This is a genomic window from Serratia sp. CY32780 (assembly GCF_052169135.1).
In the GTDB taxonomy this organism is placed as follows: Bacteria; Pseudomonadota; Gammaproteobacteria; order Enterobacterales; family Enterobacteriaceae; genus Serratia; species Serratia sarumanii.
On record NZ_JBJNLI010000001.1, the window covers coordinates 268544 to 291779 of the forward strand.

Annotated in this window: 24 protein-coding genes and 1 tRNA gene; 14 read left to right on the forward strand and 11 right to left on the reverse strand. The window is 61.2% G+C overall.

Annotated features, from left to right (window positions below; genetic code table 11):
• Nucleotides 1-4 precede the first annotated feature (4 nt).
• The 3 genes from ACJ8HH_RS01320 (at nucleotide 5) to cfa (ending at nucleotide 3144) form a co-directional block, all read left to right on the forward strand.
• Nucleotides 5-874 (forward strand): DUF2877 domain-containing protein, encoded by an 870-nt coding sequence (locus ACJ8HH_RS01320; protein ID WP_033647235.1) that lies wholly within the window; start codon nucleotides 5-7, stop codon nucleotides 872-874.
• A 21-nt stretch (nucleotides 875-895) separates the two neighbouring features.
• On the forward strand, nucleotides 896-1798 hold the full coding sequence (locus tag ACJ8HH_RS01325) for a carbamate kinase (protein ID WP_033637382.1): 903 nt from the start codon (nucleotides 896-898) through the stop codon (nucleotides 1796-1798).
• A gap of 194 nt (nucleotides 1799-1992) precedes the next feature.
• Complete coding sequence (gene cfa, locus ACJ8HH_RS01330) at nucleotides 1993-3144, forward strand: cyclopropane fatty acyl phospholipid synthase (RefSeq protein ID WP_033637384.1); 1152 nt, start codon at nucleotides 1993-1995, stop codon at nucleotides 3142-3144.
• Nucleotides 3145-3427: 283 nt separating this feature from the next.
• On the opposite strand, the gene ACJ8HH_RS01335 is transcribed toward cfa, so the two are convergent.
• The 3 genes from ACJ8HH_RS01335 to tesA form a co-directional block, all read right to left on the reverse strand.
• On the reverse strand, nucleotides 3428-4282 hold the full coding sequence (locus ACJ8HH_RS01335; protein WP_033647233.1) for a co-chaperone YbbN: 855 nt from the start codon (nucleotides 4280-4282) through the stop codon (nucleotides 3428-3430).
• Between the two features lie 77 nt (nucleotides 4283-4359).
• Entirely contained in the window at nucleotides 4360-5136 is a 777-nt protein-coding gene (locus ACJ8HH_RS01340) for an SDR family oxidoreductase (RefSeq protein ID WP_033637386.1), read from the reverse strand.
• 26 nt (nucleotides 5137-5162) lie between these two features.
• On the reverse strand, nucleotides 5163-5801 hold the full coding sequence (gene tesA, locus ACJ8HH_RS01345; RefSeq protein ID WP_161781826.1) for a multifunctional acyl-CoA thioesterase I/protease I/lysophospholipase L1: 639 nt from the start codon (nucleotides 5799-5801) through the stop codon (nucleotides 5163-5165).
• Between tesA and ybbA the strand changes: the two genes are divergently transcribed.
• The 3 genes from ybbA (at nucleotide 5772) to ACJ8HH_RS01360 (ending at nucleotide 10664) form a co-directional block, all read left to right on the forward strand.
• A complete protein-coding gene (gene ybbA, locus ACJ8HH_RS01350) occupies nucleotides 5772-6458 on the forward strand; it encodes a putative ABC transporter ATP-binding protein YbbA (protein WP_043146768.1) in 687 nt (228 codons plus the stop codon). The genes tesA and ybbA overlap by 30 nt on opposite strands.
• On the forward strand, nucleotides 6455-8887 hold the full coding sequence (gene ybbP, locus ACJ8HH_RS01355) for a putative ABC transporter permease subunit YbbP (protein WP_442520210.1): 2433 nt from the start codon (nucleotides 6455-6457) through the stop codon (nucleotides 8885-8887). The genes ybbA and ybbP overlap by 4 nt, the downstream gene beginning before the upstream one ends.
• Before the next feature lie 370 nt (nucleotides 8888-9257).
• Complete coding sequence (locus tag ACJ8HH_RS01360; RefSeq protein ID WP_060451899.1) at nucleotides 9258-10664, forward strand: sugar porter family MFS transporter; 1407 nt, start codon at nucleotides 9258-9260, stop codon at nucleotides 10662-10664.
• A gap of 64 nt (nucleotides 10665-10728) precedes the next feature.
• On the opposite strand, the gene purK is transcribed toward ACJ8HH_RS01360, so the two are convergent.
• From purK to ppiB, 4 genes are all read right to left on the reverse strand, one after another.
• A complete protein-coding gene (purK, locus tag ACJ8HH_RS01365; RefSeq protein WP_043146773.1) occupies nucleotides 10729-11796 on the reverse strand; it encodes a 5-(carboxyamino)imidazole ribonucleotide synthase in 1068 nt (355 codons plus the stop codon).
• Nucleotides 11793-12317 carry a 5-(carboxyamino)imidazole ribonucleotide mutase gene (gene purE, locus ACJ8HH_RS01370; protein WP_025301815.1) on the reverse strand — a complete coding sequence of 175 codons (525 nt, stop codon included), beginning with the start codon at nucleotides 12315-12317 and terminating at the stop codon, nucleotides 11793-11795. Before purE ends, purK begins: the two co-directional genes overlap by 4 nt.
• Nucleotides 12318-12466: 149 nt before the next feature.
• Nucleotides 12467-13189, reverse strand: a complete 723-nt coding sequence (locus tag ACJ8HH_RS01375) for a UDP-2,3-diacylglucosamine diphosphatase (protein WP_043146774.1) — start codon at nucleotides 13187-13189, stop codon at nucleotides 12467-12469.
• A 10-nt stretch (nucleotides 13190-13199) separates the two neighbouring features.
• On the reverse strand, nucleotides 13200-13694 hold the full coding sequence (gene ppiB, locus ACJ8HH_RS01380) for a peptidylprolyl isomerase B (protein ID WP_016928800.1): 495 nt from the start codon (nucleotides 13692-13694) through the stop codon (nucleotides 13200-13202).
• A 308-nt stretch (nucleotides 13695-14002) separates the two neighbouring features.
• Between ppiB and cysS the strand changes: the two genes are divergently transcribed.
• Entirely contained in the window at nucleotides 14003-15388 is a 1386-nt protein-coding gene (cysS, locus tag ACJ8HH_RS01385) for a cysteine--tRNA ligase (RefSeq protein WP_039566957.1), read from the forward strand.
• Nucleotides 15389-15449: 61 nt separating this feature from the next.
• Here the strand turns inward: cysS and ybcJ are convergent, their stop codons facing one another.
• Together ybcJ and folD are read right to left on the reverse strand one after the other, a co-directional pair.
• Nucleotides 15450-15662: a ribosome-associated protein YbcJ gene (ybcJ, locus tag ACJ8HH_RS01390; protein ID WP_033637394.1), complete on the reverse strand. Its 213-nt coding sequence runs from the start codon at nucleotides 15660-15662 to the stop codon at nucleotides 15450-15452.
• Nucleotides 15663-15672: 10 nt separating this feature from the next.
• Complete coding sequence (folD, locus tag ACJ8HH_RS01395; RefSeq protein ID WP_004940177.1) at nucleotides 15673-16539, reverse strand: bifunctional methylenetetrahydrofolate dehydrogenase/methenyltetrahydrofolate cyclohydrolase FolD; 867 nt, start codon at nucleotides 16537-16539, stop codon at nucleotides 15673-15675.
• Nucleotides 16540-16744: 205 nt separating this feature from the next.
• Here folD and ACJ8HH_RS01400 point away from each other — a divergent pair, with 205 nt between their 5' ends.
• The 6 genes from ACJ8HH_RS01400 (at nucleotide 16745) to ACJ8HH_RS01425 (ending at nucleotide 21190) form a co-directional block, all read left to right on the forward strand.
• The gene (locus ACJ8HH_RS01400; RefSeq protein WP_039567125.1) at nucleotides 16745-16954 is read left to right on the forward strand and encodes a hypothetical protein; all 210 of its coding nucleotides are present in this window, start codon (nucleotides 16745-16747) and stop codon (nucleotides 16952-16954) included.
• 413 nt (nucleotides 16955-17367) lie between these two features.
• Nucleotides 17368-17444: transfer RNA gene (locus ACJ8HH_RS01405), tRNA-Arg, on the forward strand.
• 132 nt (nucleotides 17445-17576) lie between these two features.
• Nucleotides 17577-17903, forward strand: a complete 327-nt coding sequence (locus ACJ8HH_RS01410; RefSeq protein WP_033647222.1) for a gamma-glutamylcyclotransferase family protein — start codon at nucleotides 17577-17579, stop codon at nucleotides 17901-17903.
• A gap of 109 nt (nucleotides 17904-18012) precedes the next feature.
• Nucleotides 18013-18156 carry a hypothetical protein gene (locus ACJ8HH_RS01415; protein WP_162846218.1) on the forward strand — a complete coding sequence of 48 codons (144 nt, stop codon included), beginning with the start codon at nucleotides 18013-18015 and terminating at the stop codon, nucleotides 18154-18156.
• Between the two features lie 403 nt (nucleotides 18157-18559).
• Entirely contained in the window at nucleotides 18560-19111 is a 552-nt protein-coding gene (locus ACJ8HH_RS01420; protein WP_060451860.1) for a flavodoxin family protein, read from the forward strand.
• A 630-nt stretch (nucleotides 19112-19741) separates the two neighbouring features.
• Nucleotides 19742-21190, forward strand: a complete 1449-nt coding sequence (locus ACJ8HH_RS01425) for a sensor domain-containing diguanylate cyclase (RefSeq protein WP_060387811.1) — start codon at nucleotides 19742-19744, stop codon at nucleotides 21188-21190.
• Between the two features lie 24 nt (nucleotides 21191-21214).
• Here ACJ8HH_RS01425 and ACJ8HH_RS01430 read toward each other — a convergent pair whose 3' ends face one another.
• A complete protein-coding gene (locus ACJ8HH_RS01430) occupies nucleotides 21215-21694 on the reverse strand; it encodes a cold-shock protein (RefSeq protein ID WP_033647218.1) in 480 nt (159 codons plus the stop codon).
• A 165-nt stretch (nucleotides 21695-21859) separates the two neighbouring features.
• On the opposite strand from ACJ8HH_RS01430, the gene ACJ8HH_RS01435 reads away from it, so the two are divergent.
• Nucleotides 21860-22369: a VOC family protein gene (locus tag ACJ8HH_RS01435; RefSeq protein ID WP_442520211.1), complete on the forward strand. Its 510-nt coding sequence runs from the start codon at nucleotides 21860-21862 to the stop codon at nucleotides 22367-22369.
• Nucleotides 22370-22405: 36 nt separating this feature from the next.
• Here ACJ8HH_RS01435 and ACJ8HH_RS01440 read toward each other — a convergent pair whose 3' ends face one another.
• Entirely contained in the window at nucleotides 22406-23233 is an 828-nt protein-coding gene (locus ACJ8HH_RS01440) for an amino acid ABC transporter ATP-binding protein (protein ID WP_015376924.1), read from the reverse strand.
• Nucleotides 23234-23236 lie beyond the last annotated feature (3 nt).

The following is a 23236-nucleotide window of genomic DNA, read 5'->3' on the forward strand; positions in this document are numbered from 1 at the left end:
GCGTATGGACATTATCGCGCTGGCCGGCAGCCGCCATGCGACGCAAGACTACGGCGCGCTGCGCTGCGTCGGCAGCTTCAACAACGCGATCAATTTCCTGACGGAACGCGCGCGGCTGCTGACGCTGCACCGCGCCGACAGCGGCCTGAGCCCGATGGGGTGGCAGCTCGGCGCGCGGGATTTCGATCGCGTGCGGCGTGCGGTGCCGTCCGTAGGGCGCTGCGCCTTCTCCGCCGCAGGCATCACGTTGGATGGGCTCCTGGTGCGGCCCGCCGCCGCGGCGCGGGATCTGGCGCTGACATCGCGTGCGGCCATTGCCGATCGGCCGCTGACGGCGGTATTGCAGCGCTGCACGGCGCAGTGCGGGTTACACGGCGAGCTGGGCCGATTGGTGAAGCAGCCGTTAACGCCGGAGCCGGCCGCGCTGGTGCGGGATTTCTCCCGTTGGCTGCGGGGCGGCACGGTCGACTGGCGCCAGACGTTGGGCAAGGGGCCGGGGCTGACGCCGAGCAACGACGACACCTTGCTCGGCCTGCTGCTGAGCGCGCACCTCGACAGCCGCATTCAGGTCGCCGGGCTGGCGCCGTTTTTCGCCCATACCCCCCCGCTGGACGCGCTGACCACGCTGGTGAGCGCGCACTACCTGCATTATGCCGAGCAGGGCGTGTTCGCCACGCCGCTGCAGGCGTTGGCGCAGGGGCTGCGGGCGCCTGGAGACGTATCGGCGGCGGTGGCGGCGGTGCTGAGCCTGGGGCACTTTTCGGGAGCGGACACGCTGCTGGGCGTGTGGCTGGGGGTGACGACGATTAACGCACTGTGCGGCGCGCGGTGTGAACACGAGGGCCGGATCGCGGATCCGGCCGGGACGGTATGATTTCAACTACGGGTGCAAACCATGAAAACCTTGGTCATTGCGTTGGGCGGCAACGCCCTGTTGCAGCGCGGAGCCGTGCTCTCTGCGGAAAATCAGTATAAGAGCATCGCCCTTATCGCCGACGCCATCGGCAAGCTGGCGCAGAAATACCGCATCGCCATCGTGCACGGCAACGGGCCGCAGGTGGGGCTGCTGGCGTTGCAGAACCTGGCGTACCGCGACGTGCCGCCCTATCCGCTGGATATTCTGGTGGCCGAAAGCCAGGGCATGATCGGCTATATGCTGGCGCAGCAGTTGAGCGCCAGCCATCCGCAGCAGCCGGTGTCCACGCTGCTGACGCGGGTGCTGGTGGATGCGCAGGATGCGGATTATCAGGCGCCGAGCAAGTTCATCGGGCCGGTGTATGCGCCGGAACAGCGGCAGGCGCTGGAGGCAAAATACGGCTGGACGCTGAAGGCGGACGGCAACTACATCCGCCGGGTGGTGCCTTCGCCGGCGCCGCAAAAGATCCTCGACATCGAGGCGATCACGCTGCTGCTGTCGCAGCGGCACATCGTGATCTGCAACGGCGGCGGCGGTATCCCGATGATCGCCGGCGAGCGTGGGCTGACGGGCAGCGAAGCGGTGATCGACAAAGATCTGGCGGCGGCGTTGTTGGCGGAGCAGGTGGGGGCCGATCATCTGGTGATCCTCACCGACGCCGACGCGGTGTATCAGGAGTGGGGCACGCCGCGCCAGCGCGCCATTCGGCGTGCCACCACGCAGGAGCTGGCGCCGATGGCGGTGGCGGACGGCGCCATGGGGCCGAAGATCATGGCGGTCAGCCGCTTCGTCGATCGCACCGGGCGGACGGCGCATATCGGCGGCCTGCAGGATATCGACGCGGTGCTGGCGGGCCAGGCCGGCACCTCTATTTTACCTTAGCCGCCGTCGGTTTAACCGCGCCCGAGTTGGCGCGGATAAGTATGCCTAAATGGCATGATTTCAATAATTTTTATTCATTTCATGATGTTGCTCGCCTTGGCTAGAGTAAAAACACCCCCGTATTTACCGTCAAAAATTTGTCATTTTTATTTGCGACTATGCTTTTTGAAATGACATTTCGGCCAAGGATTGTTATGGATTCGCTCAGTGTTGATGAACTCGCCCAGAAGAAGGATCGCTGGTATCGCATTGTGGAGGAGATGTTGGCGGAAGCCGGCGTCGCCATCAACGGCCCGCGCGCCTGGGATATCCGGGTGCACAATCCAGCGCTGTTCAAACGCATTTTGCAGGAAGGCTCGCTCGGTTTCGGCGAAGGCTATATGGACGGCTGGTGGGAGTGCGAACGGCTGGACATGTTGTTCACCCGTATTCTGCAGGCCGGCGTCGATGAGCGGCTGCCGAAAAGCCTGAGCGACATCGCGCGCATCGCCTATGCCCGGCTGTTCAACCGCCAATCGCGCAAGCGCGCCTGGCAGGTGGGCAAAGAGCACTACGACATCGGCAACGACCTGTTCCGGGCGATGCTCGATCCTTACATGCAATACTCCTGCGGCTACTGGAAAGAGGCGCAGACGCTCGAGCAGGCGCAGCAGGCCAAGCTGCGGATGATCTGCGAAAAACTGCAGCTGAAGCCGGGCATGACGCTGCTGGATATCGGCTGCGGCTGGGGCGGGCTGGCGCAGTTTGCGGCGCAAAACTACGGCGTCTCGGTGCACGGCGTGACCATTTCGGCCGAGCAGCAGAAGCTGGCGCAGGCACGCTGCGCCGGGCTGGACGTCGAGATCTTGCTGCAGGATTACCGCGATCTGGATCGCCAGTTCGATCGCATCGTATCGGTCGGCATGTTCGAGCACGTCGGGCCGAAAAACTACGAGACCTATTTCAGCGTCGCGGCGCGCAACCTGAAGCCCGACGGCCTGTTCCTGCTGCACACCATCGGTTCCAATCAGACCGATCTCAACGTCGACGCCTGGATAGACAAATACATCTTCCCCAACGGCTGCCTGCCTTCGGTGCGGCATATCGCCGAGGCCAGCGAAGGGCGTTTCGTGATGGAGGATTGGCACAACTTTGGCGCCGATTACGATCGCACGCTGATGGCCTGGCTGGAGAACTTCAAACGGGCGTGGCCAGAGTTGGCCGGCGGCTATTCCGAGCGCTTCGAACGCATGTTCACTTATTACCTGAACGCCTGCGCCGGCGCGTTCCGTTCGCGCAACATTCAGCTGTGGCAGGTGTTGTTCAGCCCGGCGGGCGTGGAAGGCGGGGTGCGGGTCTATCGCTGATATCCCCGTCATATTTCAAGCTGCATCTGTGTTGGCTGCGTTTGCGCGCCCCGGTCGCTTACTTGAGTAAGTTCCCGGGGACTTACAAACTTGCCGCCTTGATGCAACTCGAACTATTTAGGGGATACCCTTCAATATTTACTTTGGGACAACACATATACCCAATGGATTTCCAGTTGCGTCTAGGCGGCAAACGTGAGAAACCCCAGGAGCTTAGATAACTAAGTGACTGGGGTTCGAACGTGCAGCCAACAACGATGCGGCTGGAAAGACGAAGGGTATATCAGTACAGCAGGGAGTACAGCTGGCGGCGATACTTAGCGGCCAGCGCGTCGCCGGTGCCGAGCGCGGCCAGAATGTCCATCAGGGTCTTGCGCGCGTTGCCGTTGGCGGCGGCCAGATCTTTCTTCAGATGCCCCATCAGCAGTTCCAGCGCTTCTTCGTTACGCCCGACCTGATGCAGCTGCAGCGCCAGCTGCACCGCCAGCTCGACGTTGCCCGGCTGCTGCTGCACCTGCTGTTGCAGCTGTTGGATTTCCGGCGTGTCCGCCGCCTGCTTCAACAGTTCAATCTGCGCCACCAGGCCCTGATAGCGGGTATCGCGATCCTGCAGTGGAATGGTCGCCAGCACCGCTTCGGCGTCTTCGCTGCGGCTGAGCGCGATCTGAGTTTCGGCCAGGGTCAGGCCGATATCGCTGCGCTGTTGGCTGCTCTGCCAGGCGTCTTTCAGCAGCGGCAGCGCTTCGGCAGCGTTGCCGGCGGCCAGCAGTTCCTGCGCCTGCGCCAGTTTCAGATCTTCTTCCTTCGGCAGGAAACGCTGCAGCAAGTCGCGGATCGCTTCTTCCGGCTGCGGGCCCTGGAAGCCGTCGACCGGCTGACCGTCTTTGAACAGGTAGACGGTCGGAATGGAACGCAGCCCGAATTGGGAGGCGATCATCTGTTCGGCGTCGCAGTCCACCTTGGCCAGAATGAACTGGCCGGCGTATTCCGCCGCCAGTTTGTCGAGCACCGGCGTGAGCTGCAGGCAGTGTTGGCTGCGCTCGGACCAGAAGTAGAACAGCACCGGAATGGACATCGACTGTTCCAGCGTCTGGTGCAGGTTAGTTTCGTTAATATCAACAACAGCTTGAGCTAGCATCTTTTTTCTCTCTGATCGTGCGGAGCCATGGGGTGTAGATGGGGGCGCGCCGCCATTCTTCAACCCCGGCGGGCGAATTAAGCGTTGCTGCGCAGCAGCCAATCCAGACAGCGGCCCGGCAGAATGCGGCGCAGCACGCTCATGGCGTGCGCCAGCAGGGTCACCGGGTAGCGCAGTTTGGCGCGCGGGCTTTCCAGCGCGTGGCGCAGCTTGGGCAGAATGGCCTCCGGCGGCAGCGTCAGGCGCTTGGCGATGCCGGGGTTATGCACCGGTTTGTCGCTCTGCGTCTGATTGACGTTCTGGCTAAAGTGGGTGGAAATCGGCCCCGGTTCGATCAGGCTGACCTGAATGCCGCTGCCGTGCAGCTCCATGCGCAGCGCGTCTGACCAGGCTTCCAGCGCGAATTTGCTGGCGGCGTAGGCGCCGCGCCCGGCGCTGGAGACCAGGCCCATCACCGAGCTGGTCTGGATAATGCGCCCTTCGCCGTGCGGCAACATCGCCGGCAGCAGCAACTGGGTCAACTGGTGGGTGCCGAACAGATTGGTGGCGAACTGCCGCTCCAGCTGGCTGCGCGAGATGCCGCTGAGCGGGCCGTAAACGCCGAAGCCGCCGTTGTTGAACAGGCCGTACAGACGGCCGCCGGTCAGCGCGATCACCTCGGCGGCGGCGCGCTCGACGCTGGCGCTGTCGTCCAGATCCAGCTCGATGCCTTCCAGCCCGAGCTGGCGCATGTTTTCCACGTCCTGCGGCTTGCGGCAGGCGGCCAGCACTCGGTAGCCGCGGTTGCGCAGATCCTGCGCCGCAATCAGTCCAATCCCGCTGGAGCAGCCGGTTATCAATACTGCTTTTTGCATAACTTTACCTAGTGTACGACCCTAATTTAGTTAGACTCATGTTTTACTAGCGGTTCCAGGCGCTCCGCCATCCAGGTGGCGATAAACGGCTGGGCGTCCCCATTGGGGTGCAATCCGTCATCCTGCATCCATTCCGGCTTCACCACCACCTGTTCCATATAGAACGGCAGCAGCGGAATGTTGAACTGCCTGGCCAGCGCCGGGTAGACGGCGCTGAACGCCTCGGTATAGCGGCGGCCGTAGTTCGGCGGGATGCGGATCTGCATCAGCAGCGGCTGTGCGCCGCCCTGCTGCACCTGCGTGATGATCTGGCCGAGATCGCGCTGCATGTCCGGCGCCGGGAAACCGCGCAGGCCGTCGTTGGCGCCCAGCTCGATCAGCACCCAGCGTGGCTGATGCTGTTTCAGCAGCGCGGGCAGACGCGCCAGCCCCTGTGCGGCGGTGTCGCCGCTGATGCTGGCGTTGACCAGCTGCGGCGCGCCCGGTTTTTTCTGCCACTGTTCGGCCAACAGCGTCGGCCAGGCCCGCTCGATCGGCAGGCGGTAGCCGGCGCTTAAACTGTCGCCCAAAATCAACAAGGTATCGGCGGCGACAGCGCGTAAACTGAATAATCCCAACAGCAAAAGGAAGGGAAGATGCCAGCGGAAAACGTTCTTGAAGTTCATCATCTTAGTAAACACGTTGGTCAGGGTGAGCATCAGCTCACCATCCTTACCGGAGTCGAGCTGCTTGTCAAACCCGCGCAGACGATCGCCCTGATCGGCGAATCCGGATCGGGGAAATCGACCCTGCTGGGCATTTTGGCCGGGCTGGATGACGGCAGCGAGGGCGAGGTGCGCCTGCTCGGCGAGTCGCTGACCGCGCTGGACGAAGAAGGCCGCGCCGCGCTGCGCGCCAGGAACGTCGGCTTCGTGTTTCAGTCGTTCATGCTGGTGCCGACGCTGAACGCGCTGGAAAACGTGCAGCTGCCGGCGCTGCTGCGCGGCGAGAGCGACAGGCAGAGCCGCGAGCAGGCGATGCAGCTGCTGGAACAGCTGGGATTGGGCAAACGGCTCGATCACCTGCCGGCGCAGCTGTCCGGCGGCGAGCAGCAGCGTGTGGCACTGGCGCGCGCCTTCAGCGGACGGCCGCGAGTGCTGTTCGCCGATGAACCGACCGGCAACCTCGATCGCCAGACCGGCGATCGCATCGCCGACCTGTTGTTCTCTCTCAACCGCGATTTTGACACCACCCTGATCCTGGTGACCCATGACGAAACCCTGGCGGCGCGCTGCCAGCGGCGGCTGCGGCTGCGTGAAGGCAAGCTGTGGGAGGAAGCATGATCTGGCGCTGGTTCTGGCGCGAATGGCGTTCGCCGTCGCTGCTGATCGTTTGGCTGGCGTTGACGCTCTCCGTGGCCTGCGTGCTGGCGCTGGGCAGCATCAGCGATCGCATGGACAAAGGGCTCAGCCAGCAGAGCCGCGATTTTATCGCCGGCGATCGGGTGCTGCGCAGCGCGCATCCGGTGCCGGAAGGCTGGCTGCTGGACGCGCAGCAGCAGGGGCTGACGCTGAGCCGCCAGCTGTCGTTCACCACCATGACCTATGCCGGCGACCGGCCGCAGCTGGCGGACGTGAAAGCCACCGATCTGGCCTATCCGCTGTATGGCAAGCTGGAAACGCGCCCGGCCAACATCAAGCCCGAACCGGGCAGCGTGCTGGTGGCGCCGCGTCTGCTGGCGCTGCTGAACGTGAAAGTGGGGGATTCGCTCGAGGTGGGCGACACCACGCTACGCATCGCCGGTGAAATCATTCAGGAGCCGGACGCCGGCTTCAACCCGTTCCAGACCGCGCCGCGCATCATGATCAACCTGGCGGACGTCGATAAGACCGGCGCGGTGCAGCCGGGCAGTCGCCTGACCTACCGCTACATGTTCGCCGGCGCCGAGCCGGATATTCAGCGTTACGAGGAGCGGCTGACGCCGCAGTTGACGCCGGATCAGCGCTGGTTCGGGCTGCAGGAGTCCGGTAGCGCGCTCGGCAAGTCGCTGCAGCGATCCCAACAGTTCCTGCTGCTGTCGGCCCTGCTGACGCTGCTGTTGTCGATCGCCGCCGTGGCGGTGGCGATGAGCCACTATTGCCGCAGCCGCTACGATCTGATCGCGGTGCTGAAAACCCTCGGCGCCGGGCGCGGCGCGCTGCGTAAACTGATCGTCGGCCAGTGGCTGGCGGTGATGGCGCTGGCGGCGGTGTGCGGCGGGGCGATCGGGCTGGCGTTCGAAGCGCTGTTGATTCGCCTGCTGAAGCCGGTGTTGCCGGCCGCGTTGCCCGCCGCCGGCGCCTGGCCGTGGCTGTGGGCGCTCGGCGCGCTGGTGCTGATTTCGCTGCTGGTCGGGCTGCGGCCGTACCGTCAGCTGCTGGCCACCCAACCGCTGCGGGTGCTGCGCCGCGATGTGATGGCCAACGTCTGGCCGCTGCGCTACTTCCTGCCGGTGACGGCGGCGGTTGTGGTGGCGCTGCTGGTGACGCTGATGGGGGCCAGCACGCTGCTGTGGGCGATCCTGGCGGGCATGGCGGTGCTGGCGCTGCTGCTGGGCGGCATCGGCTGGGGCAGTCTGCAGCTGCTGCGCCGCATCACGCTCAAGAGCCTGGCGCTGCGGCTGGCGGTCAACCGCCTGCTGCATCAGCCGTGGGTGACCATCAGCCAGCTGGCGGCGTTCTCGCTGTCGTTTATGCTGTTGGCGCTGTTGCTGGTGCTGCGCGGCGATTTGCTCGACCGCTGGCAGCAACAGCTGCCGCCGGACAGCCCGAACTATTTCCTGCTCAACATGACCGAGGCGCAGGTGCCGCAGGTGAAAACCTTCCTGCAGCAGCACCAGATCAAGCCGGAAACCTATTATCCGATCGTCCGGGTGCGCCTGACCGAGATAAACCAGCAGGTGGCGACCGAGCGGGTGCATGAAGACGATCCGGGCGGCGAGGCGGTGAACCGCGAGCTGAACCTGACCTGGTTGGCCGATCTGCCGGATCACAATCCGCTGGTGGCGGGCAATTGGCCGCCGAAAAGCGGCGAGGTTTCGATGGATGAAGGCATTGCCGGGCGGCTGAAGATCAAGTTGGGCGACACGCTGACCTTCAGCGGCGATACCCAGGCGTTCAGCGCCAAAGTCACCAGCCTGCGCCAGGTGGATTGGGAAAGCCTGAAGCCGAACTTTTACTTTATCTTCCCGCCGGGCGCGCTGGACGGCCAGCCGCAGACCTGGCTTACCAGCTTCCGCTACGACGGCGACGGTCAGATGCTGACCCAGCTCAACCGCCAGTTCCCGACGCTCAGCCTGATGGACATCGGCGCGATCCTGAAACAGGTCGGCGGCGTGCTGCAGCAGGTCAGCCGCGCGCTGGAGGTGATGGTGGTGCTGGTGGTGCTGTGCGGCGGCCTGCTGCTGCTGGCACAGGTGCAGGTCGGCATGCGTCAGCGCCGCCAGGAGCTGGTGGTGTATCGTACGCTGGGCGCCGGCAAACGGCTGCTGCGCCGCACGCTGTGGTGCGAGTTCGCCCTGCTGGGGCTGGTGGCGGGCATCGCGGCGGCGGTGGGCGCCGAGGCGGCGCTGTGGCTGCTGCAGAGCCGGGTGTTCGACTTCCCGTGGACGCCGACGCCGGTGCTGTGGTGGGCGTTGCCGCTGGCCAGCGCGCTGCTGCTGTCGCTGTGCGGCGGCTGGCTGGGCGTGCGCCTGCTGCGCGGCCGGGCGCTGTTCCGCAGTTATGATGGCTGATCTCGCTATCGCAGGTCCGTTGCCGCCAAGCGCGGCCGGGCCTGCCGATTTTCCGCCGCGCGTTACCGTGGCTTTTCTCTTTGTTCCCCTCCGCACGTCACGCTGATTTTTGTGAAATCGGTTACATTTTTTCTCTGTCGATACAATGCGTATTGGCAATGCTGTTACCAAACCCAGGCCTTTGTTTACTTTTTTATGTATATAAATAATGGGTTACACAGTAACTAAACGAGTTTTTCGTCTGTTGACGCGTAGGATTAAGGTTTAAAATTATGTAACCGCTTCCACTAATGTGATCGTACTCACTTATCTCCGACGCATTGCCTCCTATCATGTCGCACACTGATGACCGTTTTCTCCTGGAGGCTGTATGAGCGCTACCGTTAAAGTTGCACCGGCGGAGAAAAGCCCGACCCATGTCGGCATGACTTTTTTCGTCTGTTTTTTGGCCGCCTTGGCCGGCCTGTTGTTTGGCTTGGATATCGGCGTAATCGCCGGCGCTCTGCCGTTTATTACCGACACTTTTCATATCACCAGCTCTCAGCAGGAGTGGGTGGTCAGCTCGATGATGTTTGGCGCCGCCGTCGGCGCTATCGGCAGCGGCTGGATGAACTTCCGGCTGGGGCGCAAATACAGTTTGATGATCGGCGCCATTCTGTTCGTGGCGGGATCGCTGTGTTCAGCGTTCGCCCCCAACGTGGAGGTGCTGATCGTTTCACGCATTCTGCTGGGATTGGCGGTGGGTATCGCTTCTTATACCGCGCCGATTTATCTTTCTGAAATCGCGCCGGAGAAAATCCGTGGCAGCATGATCTCGATGTATCAATTGATGATCACCATTGGTATTTTGGCGGCTTACCTGTCTGATACGGCATTCAGCTATACCGGCGCCTGGCGCTGGATGTTGGGCGTCATCACCATCCCGGCGGGGCTGTTGTTGGTTGGCGTGTTCTTTTTACCTGACAGCCCGCGGTGGCTGGCCTCGCGCAATCGTCATGAGCAGGCGCGCCAGGTGTTGGAGAAGCTGCGCGACAGCAGTGCCCAGGCGCAGCATGAGCTGAATGAAATTCGTCAAAGCCTCAAACTGAAGCAAAGCGGTTGGGCGTTGTTCAAAGGCAATAAAAATTTCCGCCGCGCGGTTTTCCTTGGCGTTCTTCTCCAGGTGATGCAGCAGTTCACCGGGATGAACGTCACCATGTATTACGCGCCGAAGATTTTCGGTCTGGCGGGCTTCGCCAGTACGGAACAGCAGATGTGGGGCACGGTGATCGTCGGTCTGGTCAACGTGCTGGCCACCTTTATCGCTATTGGACTGGTCGATCGCTGGGGCCGCAAACCCACCCTGATCCTTGGGTTTATCGTGATGGCCGTCGGCATGGGGGCGCTGGGAACCATGATGAATATCGGCATGAACTCGGCGGTGGCGCAATATTTCGCCATCGTCATGCTGCTGATGTTTATCGTCGGCTTTGCCATGAGCGCCGGCCCGCTGATTTGGGTGCTGTGTTCAGAGATCCAGCCATTGAAAGGCCGCGATTTCGGCATCACCTGTTCCACCGCCACTAACTGGATCGCCAATATGATTGTGGGGGCGACATTCCTGACCATGCTGAATTCGTTGGGTAGTGCGCACACCTTTTGGGTCTATGCGGGGCTTAACGTGCTGTTTGTTTTCATCACGTTGGCGCTGATCCCGGAAACCAAAAATATTTCTCTGGAACATATTGAACGCAATCTGATGGCCAGCAAACCGTTGCGTAATATCGGCTCGCGTTGATCTTTGCGGCAAAAAAAAGGTTCAGCCTGGGCTGAACCTTCTTCTTTTTCGGCGGTATAAACCGTTAAGCCAGCTTCTGCTGCGCCCAGGCCAGCCCGCTTTGGTACTCGCCCGGCAGCAGCGGCGCCAGCGCCTGCAGCGCCTGGCGCAGATCGGCGGCGCTCGGGTCGTTCAGATTGAGATGGCCGACCTTGCGGCCCGGGCGCACCTCTTTCTCATACCAGTGCAGATGCACCAGCGGCAGCGACAGCCACTGTTCGTTGACGGCGGTGCCGATCAGGTTGACCATCACCGACGGCGTGCTCACCACCGGCTGCGGCAACGGCAGGCCGAGAATGGCGCGCAGGTGCAGCTCGAACTGGCTGATGGACGCGCCGTTTTGCGTCCAGTGGCCGCTGTTGTGCACGCGCGGCGCCAGCTCGTTGATCAGCAGCCGATCGCCGACGATAAAGCACTCCATCGCCATCACGCCGACGTAGTTCAGCTCGTTCAGGATCGCCGCCAGCATCTGCTCGGCCTGTTGCTGCAGCGCCGGGTTGGGCTGCGGCAGCGCCACGCTGGTGCGCAGGATGCCGTCTTCATGCAGGTTGTGGGTCAGCGGGTAGAATACCGAACGGCCGTCGTGGCCGCGCGCGCCCACCAGCGACACTTCGCCGGAGAAATTGATGCCTTGCTCGACGATGCACTCGCCATAGGCATCGGCCGGCAGTTCGGCTTCCTGGCCTGGACGCAAACGCCATTGGCCGCGGCCGTCATAGCCGCCGACCCGGCGTTTGACGATCGCCAGCTCGCCCAGCGAAGCGAATACCTGCGGCCATTCGGCGGCGCTCGCCAGCAGCTGCCACGGCGCGGTCGCCAGGCCGAGCTGATCGAGCAGCTGTTTTTGCGTCAGGCGATCCGCCAGACGCGGGAAGATGTCGCGGTTGACGAAGGCGCTGTGGGTCGCCAGCTCGCGCGTCAGCGCGGTTTCCGGCCAGCGTTCGATCTCGGCGGTAATGACGCTATTCTGATACGGCACTGCCTCGGGTTCGGCATCGATGCCGACAGGGTAAACGGCGATGCCCAGCGGTTCGCCGGCCTGGCGCAGCATGCGCCCCAGCTGGCCGTTGCCCAGTACGCAAACCGGCTTCATGCGTCCTCCCGCGGATCGGGGTGGTTCAAGACGTCTTCGGTCTGCGCCTGACGCCAGTCCGCCAAACGCTGCGCCAGCGCGGCGTCGTGCAGCGCCAGGATCTGCATCGCCAGCAGCCCGGCGTTGGCGGCGCCGGCTTTGCCGATCGCCAGCGTGCCCACCGGAATGCCGCGCGGCATCTGCACGATGGAGTACAGGCTGTCTACGCCGCTCAGCGCGGCGCTTTGCACCGGCACACCCAGCACCGGCACCAGGGTTTTCGCCGCCAGCATGCCCGGCAGGTGCGCCGCACCGCCGGCGCCGGCGATGATCACGTCAAAACCGTTGGCGGCAGCCTGCTCGGCGAAGCTGAACAGCTTGTCCGGCGTGCGGTGGGCGGAAACGACTTCGACATGGAAGGGGACATCGAGCTGGGTCAGGACTTCGGCGGCGAACTGCATGGTGGCCCAGTCACTTTTCGATCCCATTACAATTGCGATTTTCGCCCCGGTAGTGGCGGCTGAAGCGGCGTTGGCTCCCATGGGTGTAAGGCTCCTGTGATTTGTCTGGCGTCGGCTGAGGGCCGAATGAGGGCGTAGAGCATACCATGAGCGCACGGCGAGGAAAACGGTTGCGTCGCCGGTTTTCACCGTCGAAAGCGCGAATTTTCACTCGCGCGCCAGTCCGGAATTCAGAATGGGAATTGGATCAGCTCGACGGCGTCGGCGCTGACTTTGATCATCGATCCTTCGACGTGCCAGGCTCCCAGCACCGCGCGATGGGCTTCGCCGTTGCTCAACGCCAGCCGGTGCACCGCCGGGCGGTGGGTATGGCCGTGGATCATCCAGTGCACGTCGTGGCGCAGCATGGTTTGCTCGACCGCCTGCGGGTTGACGTCCATGATGGCTTCCGACTTGTCCTGGTTGGATTGCTGGCTGCGGGCGCGCATTTTGGCGGCGATCTTCAATCGCCAGCGCAGCGGCAGCGCCAGGAACAATTTTTGAATCAGCGGGTTGTGCACTTTACGGCGGAATTGCTGATAGGCGTGATCGTCGGTGCACAGGGTGTCGCCGTGCAGGATCAGCATCCTGCGACCGTACAGCTCCAGCACTTTCTCTTCCGGCAGCAACTGCATGCCGCTGGCGCGGGCGAAGCGTTTGCCGAGCAGAAAATCGCGGTTGCCGTGGATGAAGTAGCAGGGCACGCCGGCCTGTTGCAGCGCTTTCAGCGCCGCGGCGATCTCCGCGTGCAGCGGCTCGGGATCGTCGTCGCCGATCCAGGCTTCAAACAGGTCGCCGAGGATGTACAGCGCGTCGGCGTGAACCGCTTCGCGCCGTAAAAAACGCAGAAAACCGGCAGTGATTGCCGGTTCCTGTGCGCACAAGTGCAGATCTGCGATGAACAGCGTACTCATGCAGCCGCGATTACTCGCTGACGGTCACGCTGTTGATCACCACGTCTTCTACCGGTACGTCCTGGTGCATGCCGCTGCGGCCGGTTTTCACGCCTTTGATCTTGTTGACCACGTCCATGCCTTCAACCACTTCAGCAAACACGCAGTAGCCCCAGCCCTGCACGTTTTCGCCACGGAAGTTCAGGAAGTCGTTGTCAGCCACGTTGATGAAGAACTGTGCGGTGGCGGAGTGCGGATCGTTGGTGCGCGCCATTGCCAGGGTGCCGATGGTGTTTTTCAGACCGTTGTTGGCTTCGTTCTTGATGGCCGCGTTGGTCGCTTTCTGGTTCATGCCCGGCTCGAAACCGCCGCCCTGGATCATGAAGCCGTTGATCACACGGTGGAAGATGGTGTTGTCGTAGAAACCGGCGCGGCAGTAGTTCAGGAAGTTTTCAACGGTAACCGGCGCTTTGTCAGCAAAGGTCTTGATAACGATATCGCCGTGATTGGTGTGGAAAGTAACCATAGTTTTAATCCTAACAAGGTGAAGTGAGACGTCACGTAAAGCGAGTGAACATTCAGACCGCCCTTATAACATATCCGCCCCAGCGAGTCAGCAGCGGCTCAACCGCGCACTGTCTGTGGTAATTGTATTTGTGTTATATTATAACAATTTCGCCGACCGCCGAATTTCGCGCATTTTATTCGCGTGAAATCAGCAAAGCATGGCCTTAACCTTGCAATAGATCAGGCTTCAGGTTTCAATACGCTACCGGGCGGAAACCTGAAGCCCGGTTATCTTTTTTGTTATCACGCACACCACGGAATCTCCCGATGCTAAAGATTTTTAATACCCTGAGTCGTCAAAAAGAGGAATTCAAACCCATTCATGCCGGGAAAGTGGGCATGTACGTGTGCGGGGTAACCATCTATGACCTGTGTCACATCGGGCACGGTCGTACCTTTGTCGCTTTCGACGTGGTGGCGCGTTACCTGCGCTACCTCGGCTATTCTCTGAACTACGTGCGTAACGTCACCGACGTGGACGACAAAATCATCCGCCGCGCGGCGGAAAATCATGAGACCTGCGACCAGCTGACCGAACGCATGCTGGCGGAAATGCACGCCGACTTCGACGCGCTGCTGATCGATCGCCCGGATCAAGAGCCGCGTGCGACCCAGCACATCGCCGAGATCATCGAGATCACCCAGCGCCTGATCGATCGCGATCACGCCTACGTGGCCAGCAACGGCGACGTGATGTTCTCCATCGACAGCGATCCGCAATACGGGCTGCTGTCGCGCCAGGATCTGGATCAGCTGCAGGCCGGCGCGCGCGTGGAGATCGACGACGTGAAGCGCAACCCGATGGACTTCGTGCTGTGGAAGATGTCCAAGCCGGGCGAGCCGAGCTGGCAGTCGCCGTGGGGGCCGGGCCGTCCGGGCTGGCACATCGAATGCTCCGCCATGAACTGCAAACAGCTGGGCACCCACTTCGACATTCACGGCGGCGGTTCCGATCTGATGTTCCCGCACCACGAGAACGAGATCGCGCAGTCGAGCTGCGCCCACGACGGCCCGTACGTCAATTACTGGATGCACTCCGGCATGGTGATGATCGACAAAGAGAAGATGTCCAAATCGCTGGATAACTTCTTCACCATCCGCGACGTGCTCGGCCATTACGATGCGGAGACGGTGCGTTACTTCCTGATGTCCGGCCACTATCGCAGCCAGCTGAACTACAGCGAAGAGAACCTCAAACAGGCGCGCACCGCGCTGGAGCGCCTCTATACCGCGCTGCGCGGCACCGACGCCGACGCCGCGCCGGCCGGCGGCGAAGCGTTCGAAGCCCGCTTCCGCGAAGCGATGGACGACGACTTCAACACCCCGGAAGCCTACTCGGCGCTGTTCGATCTGGCGCGCGAGGTTAACCGCCTCAAGGGTGAAGACATGGCGGCGGCCAACGGCATGGCGGCGGAACTGCGCAAGCTGGCGAAGGTGCTCGGCCTGCTGCAGCAGGCGCCGGAGCAGTTCCTGCAAGGGGGCGCTCAGGTTGACGACGGCGAAGTGGCGGAGATCGAAGCGCTGATCAAACAGCGTAACGAAGCGCGCGCCGCGAAGGATTGGGCGCTGGCGGATGCCGCCCGCGATCGGTTGAACGAGATGAACATCGTGCTGGAAGACGGCCCGCAGGGCACCACCTGGCGCCGTAAGTAAGCCGGCCGCAGAGAAAAACAAAAAAGGCGCTGAATTCAGCGCCTTTTTCTATGGCTGCGGGTCAGGGTTTAACCATGACCTTGCCACCGTTGAACTCCACCACCTGATCGGCGACGATCTTGCAGCGCTTGCGGGTTTCGACCTTGCCGTCGACTTTCACCTGCCCTTCAGCGATGACTTCTTTGGCGGCGCCGCCGCTTTCACACCAGCCCTGGAACTTCAGCAGATCGCACAGTTCGACGTGGGGATGATTGTCCAGATTGAAAATTTCCATACTGCCTTACTTATTTAGGTTGAACGTCGTGATATTCCTCGCAGGCCTGCAAGGTATTTTGGATCAGTGTAGCAACGGTCATCGGGCCAACGCCACCCGGCACAGGGGTGATGTAGGCGGCGCGCTCGCTGGCGGCGTCGAAATCGACGTCGCCCACCACTTTACCGCTTTCCAGACGGTTGATGCCGACGTCCACCACGATGGCGCCCGGTTTGATCCAGTCGCCCGGAATGAAGCCCGGTTTGCCGACCGCCACCACCAGCAGATCGGCGTTCTCGACGTGATGACGCAGATTCTTGGTGAAGCGGTGGGTGACGGTGGTGGTGCAGCCGGCCAGCAGCAGCTCCATGCTCATCGGGCGGCCGACGATGTTGGACGCGCCGACCACCACGGCGTTCAGGCCGTAGGTATCGATGTTATAACGCTCCAGCAGGGTGACGATGCCGCGCGGCGTGCACGGGCGCAGCTTGGGCGCGCGCTGGCACAGGCGGCCGACGTTATACGGGTGGAAACCGTCGACGTCTTTGTCCGGGTGGATGCGTTCCAGCACCTTGACGTTATCGATGCCGGCCGGCAGCGGCAGCTGCACCAGAATGCCGTCGATTTCCTCATCGGCGTTCAACTGGTCGATCAACGCCAGCAGCTCGGCTTCACTGGTGGCAGCGGGCAGGTCGTAGGAGCGGGAAAGGAAGCCGACTTCATCGCAGGCGCGGCGCTTGCTGGCGACGTAAATTTGCGAAGCCGGGTTCTCGCCGACCAGCACAACCGCCAGCCCTGGGGCGCGTTTGCCGGCCGCCAGACGTTGTTTCACTTGCTCAGCCACTTCGTTTCTAACCTGCTGCGCAATCGTTTTACCATCAATAATCTTTGCTGACATCAGTGTGGAAATCCATCAATTAAGAAAAGCGGGGATGCCGCTATTCTGGCAGAAGCTGAGCGCGCTGTCAGGCGCAGAATCACCCTCGCGGCCGTTGCCGACGGCGATTTACGCTTTTTTTATGCCGGCCTCAGGATCCTCTACGTCATTTTTACCTGTATTTGGATACGCTGGGGCTATTCACAGGGTGAAAGAGGGCAGGATCATGAGAGCGATAACCCGGCTTTACCCGTTGCATCATCAGCCTGACGAGCAACCGGCGGAGCCTAAACATGTGGGGGAAACGGTGTTCGATTCTTCATTGCATCCGGCGGACAGCGCGCAACTCACCGCGCTGCATCAGCTCGGTAAGCATGAAGGAGCGCCGTCGTGGCGGGCGCGCCTGAATGCGCTGTGGCGGAAATTATACGTATGAAGGGCTGCGCCTGGGCAGGCTGCACGCTGTTGCTGGTTTGGGCATCGGGGAGCCAGGCTTCTTTAAACAGCGCCCGCCCCGACGCCACACTGGAGGAAAGGGTGGCGGCGACCTGCAACGCGCGGGGGGTTGAGCACGCCGATTGGGGCGACATCGCCGCAGTCGTGCAGTCCGCTCGCCTTTGCCGGTGGTGGGGTGACGGGCGGCGGTGGTCTGAACGCGCGCCGATTTACGTAGGCGTCGGCCAGGTTCAGCATGGCGGCGCCCGGTTGACGGGAACCCTCGCCGCGCGGGCGCTGGCGGAAAAAACGCCATAAAGCACGGCCTCCGCCGTAACGCCATGAAAAGGCATTGACTCGCTAACCTCTGACCGTATAATCCCAACCCGCAGCCGCAGGTTGCCGCATCTCAATGCGCCCTTAGCTCAGTTGGATAGAGCAACGGCCTTCTAAGCCGTAGGTCATAGGTTCGAATCCTATAGGGCGTGCCATTACTCCCTTGATTTTCTTCCCCCTACTTGTTCCCTTGAAAACTCGACTGCGCTACCCGTACTCCCGTTGGCTCGCCGCTGAACGTCATGCTATGTTCATGCGTTAACTTTCAGTGAGTAGTAGAGAGAAAAATGCAAAGCTTATTCGTTTACGGCACCCTGGGGCCGGGCAGGCCCAACGCGCACATTATGGAAGCCATCGGCGGCAGCTGGGAAGAAGGCAGCGTTGGCGGCTCGCTGCTTAACGAAGGCTGGGGCGCCGAGATGGGCTACCCGGGCATCGTGCTGGATAACAGTGGCAATCGGGTGAACGGGTTTCTGTTCCGTTCAGCTAACCTCGTCAACCACTGGCCGACTCTCGATGCGTTTGAAGGTGAGGGTTATGAACGAGTGGCGGTCAGCGTCACCACCGCCGGCGGCGAAACCGTCGATTCGTTTATCTACATGCTGAAGAAATGATATGAAGCCGCCTCGCCGAATGAGTGCGAGGCGCTTGACCCGCCGGCAATTGAACCTTCGTTTATTTTGCCGCGCTACAATAGGCGAAAATTTCCCCATGGAGCCTATCGTGCGCAAATCCAGATTCCTGCTCGTGACCTTGCTGTGCCTGTGCGCCGCCGCCGTGCTGTACGTGATGGCTTACCGGGCGCTGGGGCATTACCTCAGCGACGGCGAGAAGGCCTACCCGGATATCACTGTTGAAATCCGCTGAGGGCCGTTCGTCGCCGGGGGGGCAATACCGGCACCTTCAAGAGCGGCGGCTTGAGTCGCGCCTGTTCGTGGTGCGTTGAGAAAAATGTCATATTTCCCATTCGGCGTTACATCTGGCCGAGCAAACTTACGCGGGGATGACAGTTCTATACATTGGGATTGGTACTGTAGCTCTACCCGATGATGTTGTGTGTTATCCATTCCCTGTAGTGTATTACCCCATCCCTGTTAAGTTTATCCCGCCTTGCGCGGGATTTTTTTTATCTGTGCATGCCTGGCAGAGGAACGCGATTTTTTTGAATAACACCGTCAGTTTTATTCGGTATTCAGCCGCTGCGCGCTTGATTAGATTGAACGCGAGAGGGGCGCCGTCGGCGTCTTTGTGCAATGAGTGGAGAATTTCTATGGCGAAGACAGTAGTGGTGTTTCATTCCGGCTACGGCCATACCAAGCGTTTGGCGAAAGTCGTGGCGGAAGGCGCCGGGGCGGAATTGATCGCCATCGATCAGAACGGCGATATCAGCGACGAAGCCTGGCGGACGCTGGATGAGGCGGACGCCATCATCTTTGGTTCGCCGACCTATATGGGCGGCCCGTCGTGGCAGTTCAAGAAATTCGCCGACGCCAGCTCCAAGGCCTGGTTCGGCCGCAAGTGGCAGGACAAAGTGTTCGGCGGCTTTACCAACAGCGCCAGCCTGAACGGAGACAAGCAGGTAACGCTGATCGCGCTGCAGACGCTGGCTTCGCAACATGGCGGCCTGTGGGTCAGCCTGGGGCTGATGCCGGCCAACACCAAATCGGCGCAGCGCACCGACGTCAATAACCTGGGCGGTTCGGTGGGGCTGCTGGTGCAGACCCCGGCGGATGCCAGCGTGGATGAGATGCTGTCGGGCGATCTGGCGACCGCCAAGCTCTATGGCCAGCGCGTAGCGGGCTTTGCCGCCAAACTGGCGTAAGGCCTTCCGTGCAGAGAGGGCGGCGGTGCGGTTGAACGGACGCCGCGTTCATTTTCTCTGCACAATTGGCGTGTAAGCTGCGAAATGTTATTAGCCTGCTTGGGCTAACACTGCATTTCGTACAAATATTCCCGGTTCCTAGGCCGGGTTTTTTGTTGCTAAGGTCTGCTTAAGCTTTCACCGCTATACTGCGCGGCAGTACGGGCATGCAAGGCATGGCCGTGTTGTAACTGTCGATTTGCTGTTGTTCAGGCAAGCCCGCGCTATGCGGGCTTTTTTGGGGTTGTTATTGCACGGGCGGCCCAGTTGCAGGAAAATAATCGCGCAGTTATTCAAACAGCATTCAACGACCAATAACCATAAACTTATTAATGTAATTAACGCCCTCGGCGGCCTATTACGCTATGCGCTATGCTGACAGCAGAGTGGGCATTATTTGCTGACGCTATGCGGGGGGAGTCCGCCACAGGTGCATCAGGCTAAGAAAAGTCTGTTAATTAAATGTTAATGCTTTTTATTATTGATTTGTCTGGCTTTTTTGGTTGAAATTCGGATTGACTATCCCTCACTGGCCGGGCGAGAGAGTATGCACATTATTATTCTGGTTATTAGCAAAATATGGGCGAGGCGATGAACGCCAGAATAAACGCCAGGCATGGCCTGCCGCTAACGGTTCAGCTGATCAATCTTTTCATGCTGGCCTTTTTACTTTCCCTGGTGGGTATTCTTAGCCGGCCGATTGGCTCGCTTTCCTTATTTTGGCCGGTGAATGCGATTCTGCTCGGCCTGCTGCTGCGCAAACCCGTTTACGCCACGCCGCTCGGCTGGTTCACCACCTATCTGGGCATGGTCGCCGCCGATCTCAGCACCGGCGAAGGCTGGTCTCTGGCGCTGTGGCTGAACGCCTGCAACATGTCGCTGATCGCCGTCGGTTATGGCATCATGCTGATGCTGCCCCAATCTCAACGGCGCATGGGCAAACCCCAGGCGATACTCTATATGTTCAGCGCCAGCCTGGCCGGTGCGGCGGTGGCGTCGACGCTGTCGGTGCTGCGCAACGACAGCCTGTACAACAACACGGTGGTGGTCGCCTGGCTGGCCTGGTTCAGCGAGCAGTTCTCGACGACCTTGCTGCTGTTGCCGGTGCTGATGGCGGCGCCGCGGTTGAAGCAGCTGCTGCGCATGCAGGTGCGTTGGCGCCTGAAGGGCTGCCTGCCGCTGCTGGCGCTGCTGCTGTCGCTGATATTCAGCGTCTATATCGGCGGGCCGGGGGCCATCGCCTTCCCGATCCCGGCGCTGCTGTGGTGCGCGGTGCGCTACCCGCTGTTCCCCGTGACGTTGCTGACGCTATTGACCGGCATGACCGAGATCAGCAGCATTTCCGCCAACCTGATGCTGTACGAAACGCCGAACAACCACAACGCCTTCCTCGATACCCTGATGTCCGCCCGCTTGGGCATCGCCATGCTGGTGATGGGGCCGCTGATCCTCGCCAGCTCCATCGCCGCCAACCGCAAGCTGATGCGGCGTTTGGAGCACAGCGCCAACCACGATTTTCTGACCGGGGTGCTGGCGCGCAGCGCGATGACGCGCAAAGCGGGCGAGCTGCTGGAACACAAGCACCGCTCGAAAGAGGCGGTGTCGCTACTGCTGATCGACATCGACCATTTCAAGCAGATCAACGATACGCACGGCCACAGCGCCGGCGATCAGGTTTTGGCGTCGTTCGCGCACATCGTGCGTCGCGAACTGCGGCACGATCAGCTGTTCGGCCGCCTGGGCGGGGAAGAGTTCGCCATCATGCTGCCGCGCGCGCTGGCGGCGCAGGGCGTGGCGCTGGGGGAACATCTGCGCCGGCTGGTGGAGCAGACGGCGCTGCAGGTGGAAGGCAAGCAGACGTTGAAAATCACCATCAGCGTCGGCGTCGCCAGCCTGGCGATGAATGAGGTGAAATCGCTGGAGCAACTGATGAATATGGCTGATATCGCGCTGTATCGCGCCAAATCGCAGGGGCGTAATCGGGTGGAGTCGTTCAACGTGGTGAGCGGCAACAGCGTCGAGCATATCCTGTTCCGCTAGGGCTCGACGCTGGGCAGCCGGCGCTTACAGGCTTTTCAGCGCCTTAATGGTCTCATCCATATCGATCTCGTGCTCGGAGAAAGTATGGGTGGTGTTCTGGAAGGTGGTAATGGTCAGCATGCGCAGCGTTTGCATGGTCTGCGCCTGATCTTCTGACTGCGGGCGAATGCGGTTCATCAGCAGGCCGACCGACAGCACGGTGTTCTCTTTATCCACGTCGGCTTTGGCCGGCACTTCCTTGGTGAAAGTATTGAAAGACTTGATGCTGGCGATCTTGATTCTTTCATTGGCGATGATGATGTATTTGCTGGGCGCCAACACTTTAACCGCATAAGCCGACGGGCCTTTGGTGTTGTTGGTCGGTTCGAAGGTCACCGCCGCGTTTTTCTTAATCAGCTCCGGGTTTTGCACTTTAATCACGTGAAAATAACGATTTTCTCCGTTCTCGTCGGTAATAAAGCCGAAGCCTTTGTCTTCAAAAAAAGTCGTTATCTTGCCGTTCATCGCTATTCTCACAAAAGGGTTCAATACAGCGCTTATGATAGCGCGGAATGCCTTGCAGCGACAGATTGCGCGGGCGGCATTTCGTCATGCGATAACGGCATTTAGCGGCTTTCCCCCCACATGCTATGTTCATGCTGACTTCATTCAATGCGTAAAGGAATAGCGATGGGCATCAAACGTCTCAATCACGCCGTGCTGTATGTCAGCGACGTGCGGCAGAGCGCCGACTTCTATCATCAGGTGTTGGGGTTCAAGCTCAAGCCGTCCGACAGCCCCGATCGGGCGGTGTTTACCCAGGCCGCCGATTCGGACAACGATCACGATTTGGCGCTGTTCAGCAAGAACCTGGGCCAGCAGCGCGCCGGGGGGTTTCGCGCCAACAACGAGCCGCCGGCGGAGCATGAGCCAGCGGCCGGGCTGTACCATCTGGCCTGGGAAGTGGACAGCCTGGAGGAGCTGGAGCGCATTCGTCACCAGCTGGCCGAACGCGGTATTCTCGGGCTGGAAGAGGATCACGGCGTGCACAAAAGCATTTATGGCCACGATCCGGACGGGCTGCTGTTCGAGGTAACCTGGTTTATTCCGCCGGCGTTGCTGACCGAAGAGGACAAAAACCAGCAGGGGATCCGCCCGCTGGATTTCGCCGCCGAGAAGCGGCGCTTCGCCGGCCGGTAAGCAGCTCGGGTACGGGGCGCCGCGGCGCCCCGACGATCACAGCACTTTGTTGAGGAAGTTGACGGTGCGCGGATGCTGCGGCTGGGCCAGCACTTGCCTGGCGTCGCCCTGCTCGACGATCTGCCCATCGACCATAAACACCACCCGATCCGCCGCTTCGCGCGCAAAGCCGATTTCATGGGTGACCACCACCAGCGTGACGCCCAGATCCGCCAACCCCTTGATCACGTCCAGCACTTCGCCGACCAGCTCGGGATCGAGCGCGGAGGTCGGTTCATCGAACAGGATCACCTTCGGGTTCAGCGCCAGCGCGCGCGCGATGGCGATGCGCTGCTGTTGGCCGCCGGAGAGGTGGCGCGGGTAGGCGTCCGCCTTGTGGCGTAGCCCGACGGTATCCAGCAGTTCATAGGCCACCGCTTTCGCCCGTTCGCGAGAGTGGATCTTGTGCACCACCGGCGCTTCGATGATGTTTTCCAGCACCGTCAGGTGCGGGAACAGGTTGAAATTCTGGAACACGTAGCCGACGTTGATGCGTTGCCGAAGGATGGCCTTTTCCTTCAGCTCATACAGCCGGTTGCCTTTGCGGCGGTAGCCGACGTAGTCGCCGTCGATGCGGATAAAGCCTTCGTCCACGCGTTCCAGGTGGTTGATCGCCCGCAGCAGCGTCGATTTACCGGAGCCGGAAGGGCCGAGGATTACGGTGACGGTGCCCGGCTGCAGCGTCAGGCTGACGTCGTCCAGCGCCTTGTGCTTGCCGAAGAACTTGCTGACGTTGCTGATTTCGATCAGGCCGCGTGCCGGCACCGGGGTGAGATTGCGCGCCGGCTGTTCGGGCAAGGCGTAATAATCAATGGCTTCAGACATGCG

Coding starts and splice junctions, on each gene's coding strand:
- ACJ8HH_RS01435 (WP_442520211.1), top strand. CDS start 21,860: ATGGGCATCAAACGTCTCAATCACGCCGTGCTGTATGTCAGCGACGTG.
- tesA (WP_161781826.1), bottom strand. CDS start 5,801: ATGAACTTCAAGAACGTTTTCCGCTGGCATCTTCCCTTCCTTTTGCTG.
- ACJ8HH_RS01430 (WP_033647218.1), bottom strand. CDS start 21,694: ATGAACGGCAAGATAACGACTTTTTTTGAAGACAAAGGCTTCGGCTTT.
- cysS (WP_039566957.1), top strand. CDS start 14,003: ATGCTAAAGATTTTTAATACCCTGAGTCGTCAAAAAGAGGAATTCAAA.
- ACJ8HH_RS01425 (WP_060387811.1), top strand. CDS start 19,742: ATGAACGCCAGAATAAACGCCAGGCATGGCCTGCCGCTAACGGTTCAG.
- ybbA (WP_043146768.1), top strand. CDS start 5,772: ATGCCAGCGGAAAACGTTCTTGAAGTTCATCATCTTAGTAAACACGTT.
- ybbP (WP_442520210.1), top strand. CDS start 6,455: ATGATCTGGCGCTGGTTCTGGCGCGAATGGCGTTCGCCGTCGCTGCTG.
- ACJ8HH_RS01335 (WP_033647233.1), bottom strand. CDS start 4,282: ATGCTAGCTCAAGCTGTTGTTGATATTAACGAAACTAACCTGCACCAG.
- ACJ8HH_RS01400 (WP_039567125.1), top strand. CDS start 16,745: ATGAGAGCGATAACCCGGCTTTACCCGTTGCATCATCAGCCTGACGAG.
- ACJ8HH_RS01420 (WP_060451860.1), top strand. CDS start 18,560: ATGGCGAAGACAGTAGTGGTGTTTCATTCCGGCTACGGCCATACCAAG.
- ACJ8HH_RS01440 (WP_015376924.1), bottom strand. CDS start 23,233: ATGTCTGAAGCCATTGATTATTACGCCTTGCCCGAACAGCCGGCGCGC.
- ACJ8HH_RS01375 (WP_043146774.1), bottom strand. CDS start 13,189: ATGAGTACGCTGTTCATCGCAGATCTGCACTTGTGCGCACAGGAACCG.
- folD (WP_004940177.1), bottom strand. CDS start 16,539: ATGTCAGCAAAGATTATTGATGGTAAAACGATTGCGCAGCAGGTTAGA.
- ppiB (WP_016928800.1), bottom strand. CDS start 13,694: ATGGTTACTTTCCACACCAATCACGGCGATATCGTTATCAAGACCTTT.
- ACJ8HH_RS01340 (WP_033637386.1), bottom strand. CDS start 5,136: ATGCAAAAAGCAGTATTGATAACCGGCTGCTCCAGCGGGATTGGACTG.
- cfa (WP_033637384.1), top strand. CDS start 1,993: ATGGATTCGCTCAGTGTTGATGAACTCGCCCAGAAGAAGGATCGCTGG.
- ACJ8HH_RS01320 (WP_033647235.1), top strand. CDS start 5: ATGGACATTATCGCGCTGGCCGGCAGCCGCCATGCGACGCAAGACTAC.
- ACJ8HH_RS01325 (WP_033637382.1), top strand. CDS start 896: ATGAAAACCTTGGTCATTGCGTTGGGCGGCAACGCCCTGTTGCAGCGC.
- ybcJ (WP_033637394.1), bottom strand. CDS start 15,662: ATGGAAATTTTCAATCTGGACAATCATCCCCACGTCGAACTGTGCGAT.
- purE (WP_025301815.1), bottom strand. CDS start 12,317: ATGGGAGCCAACGCCGCTTCAGCCGCCACTACCGGGGCGAAAATCGCA.
- ACJ8HH_RS01410 (WP_033647222.1), top strand. CDS start 17,577: ATGCAAAGCTTATTCGTTTACGGCACCCTGGGGCCGGGCAGGCCCAAC.
- purK (WP_043146773.1), bottom strand. CDS start 11,796: ATGAAGCCGGTTTGCGTACTGGGCAACGGCCAGCTGGGGCGCATGCTG.
- ACJ8HH_RS01360 (WP_060451899.1), top strand. CDS start 9,258: ATGAGCGCTACCGTTAAAGTTGCACCGGCGGAGAAAAGCCCGACCCAT.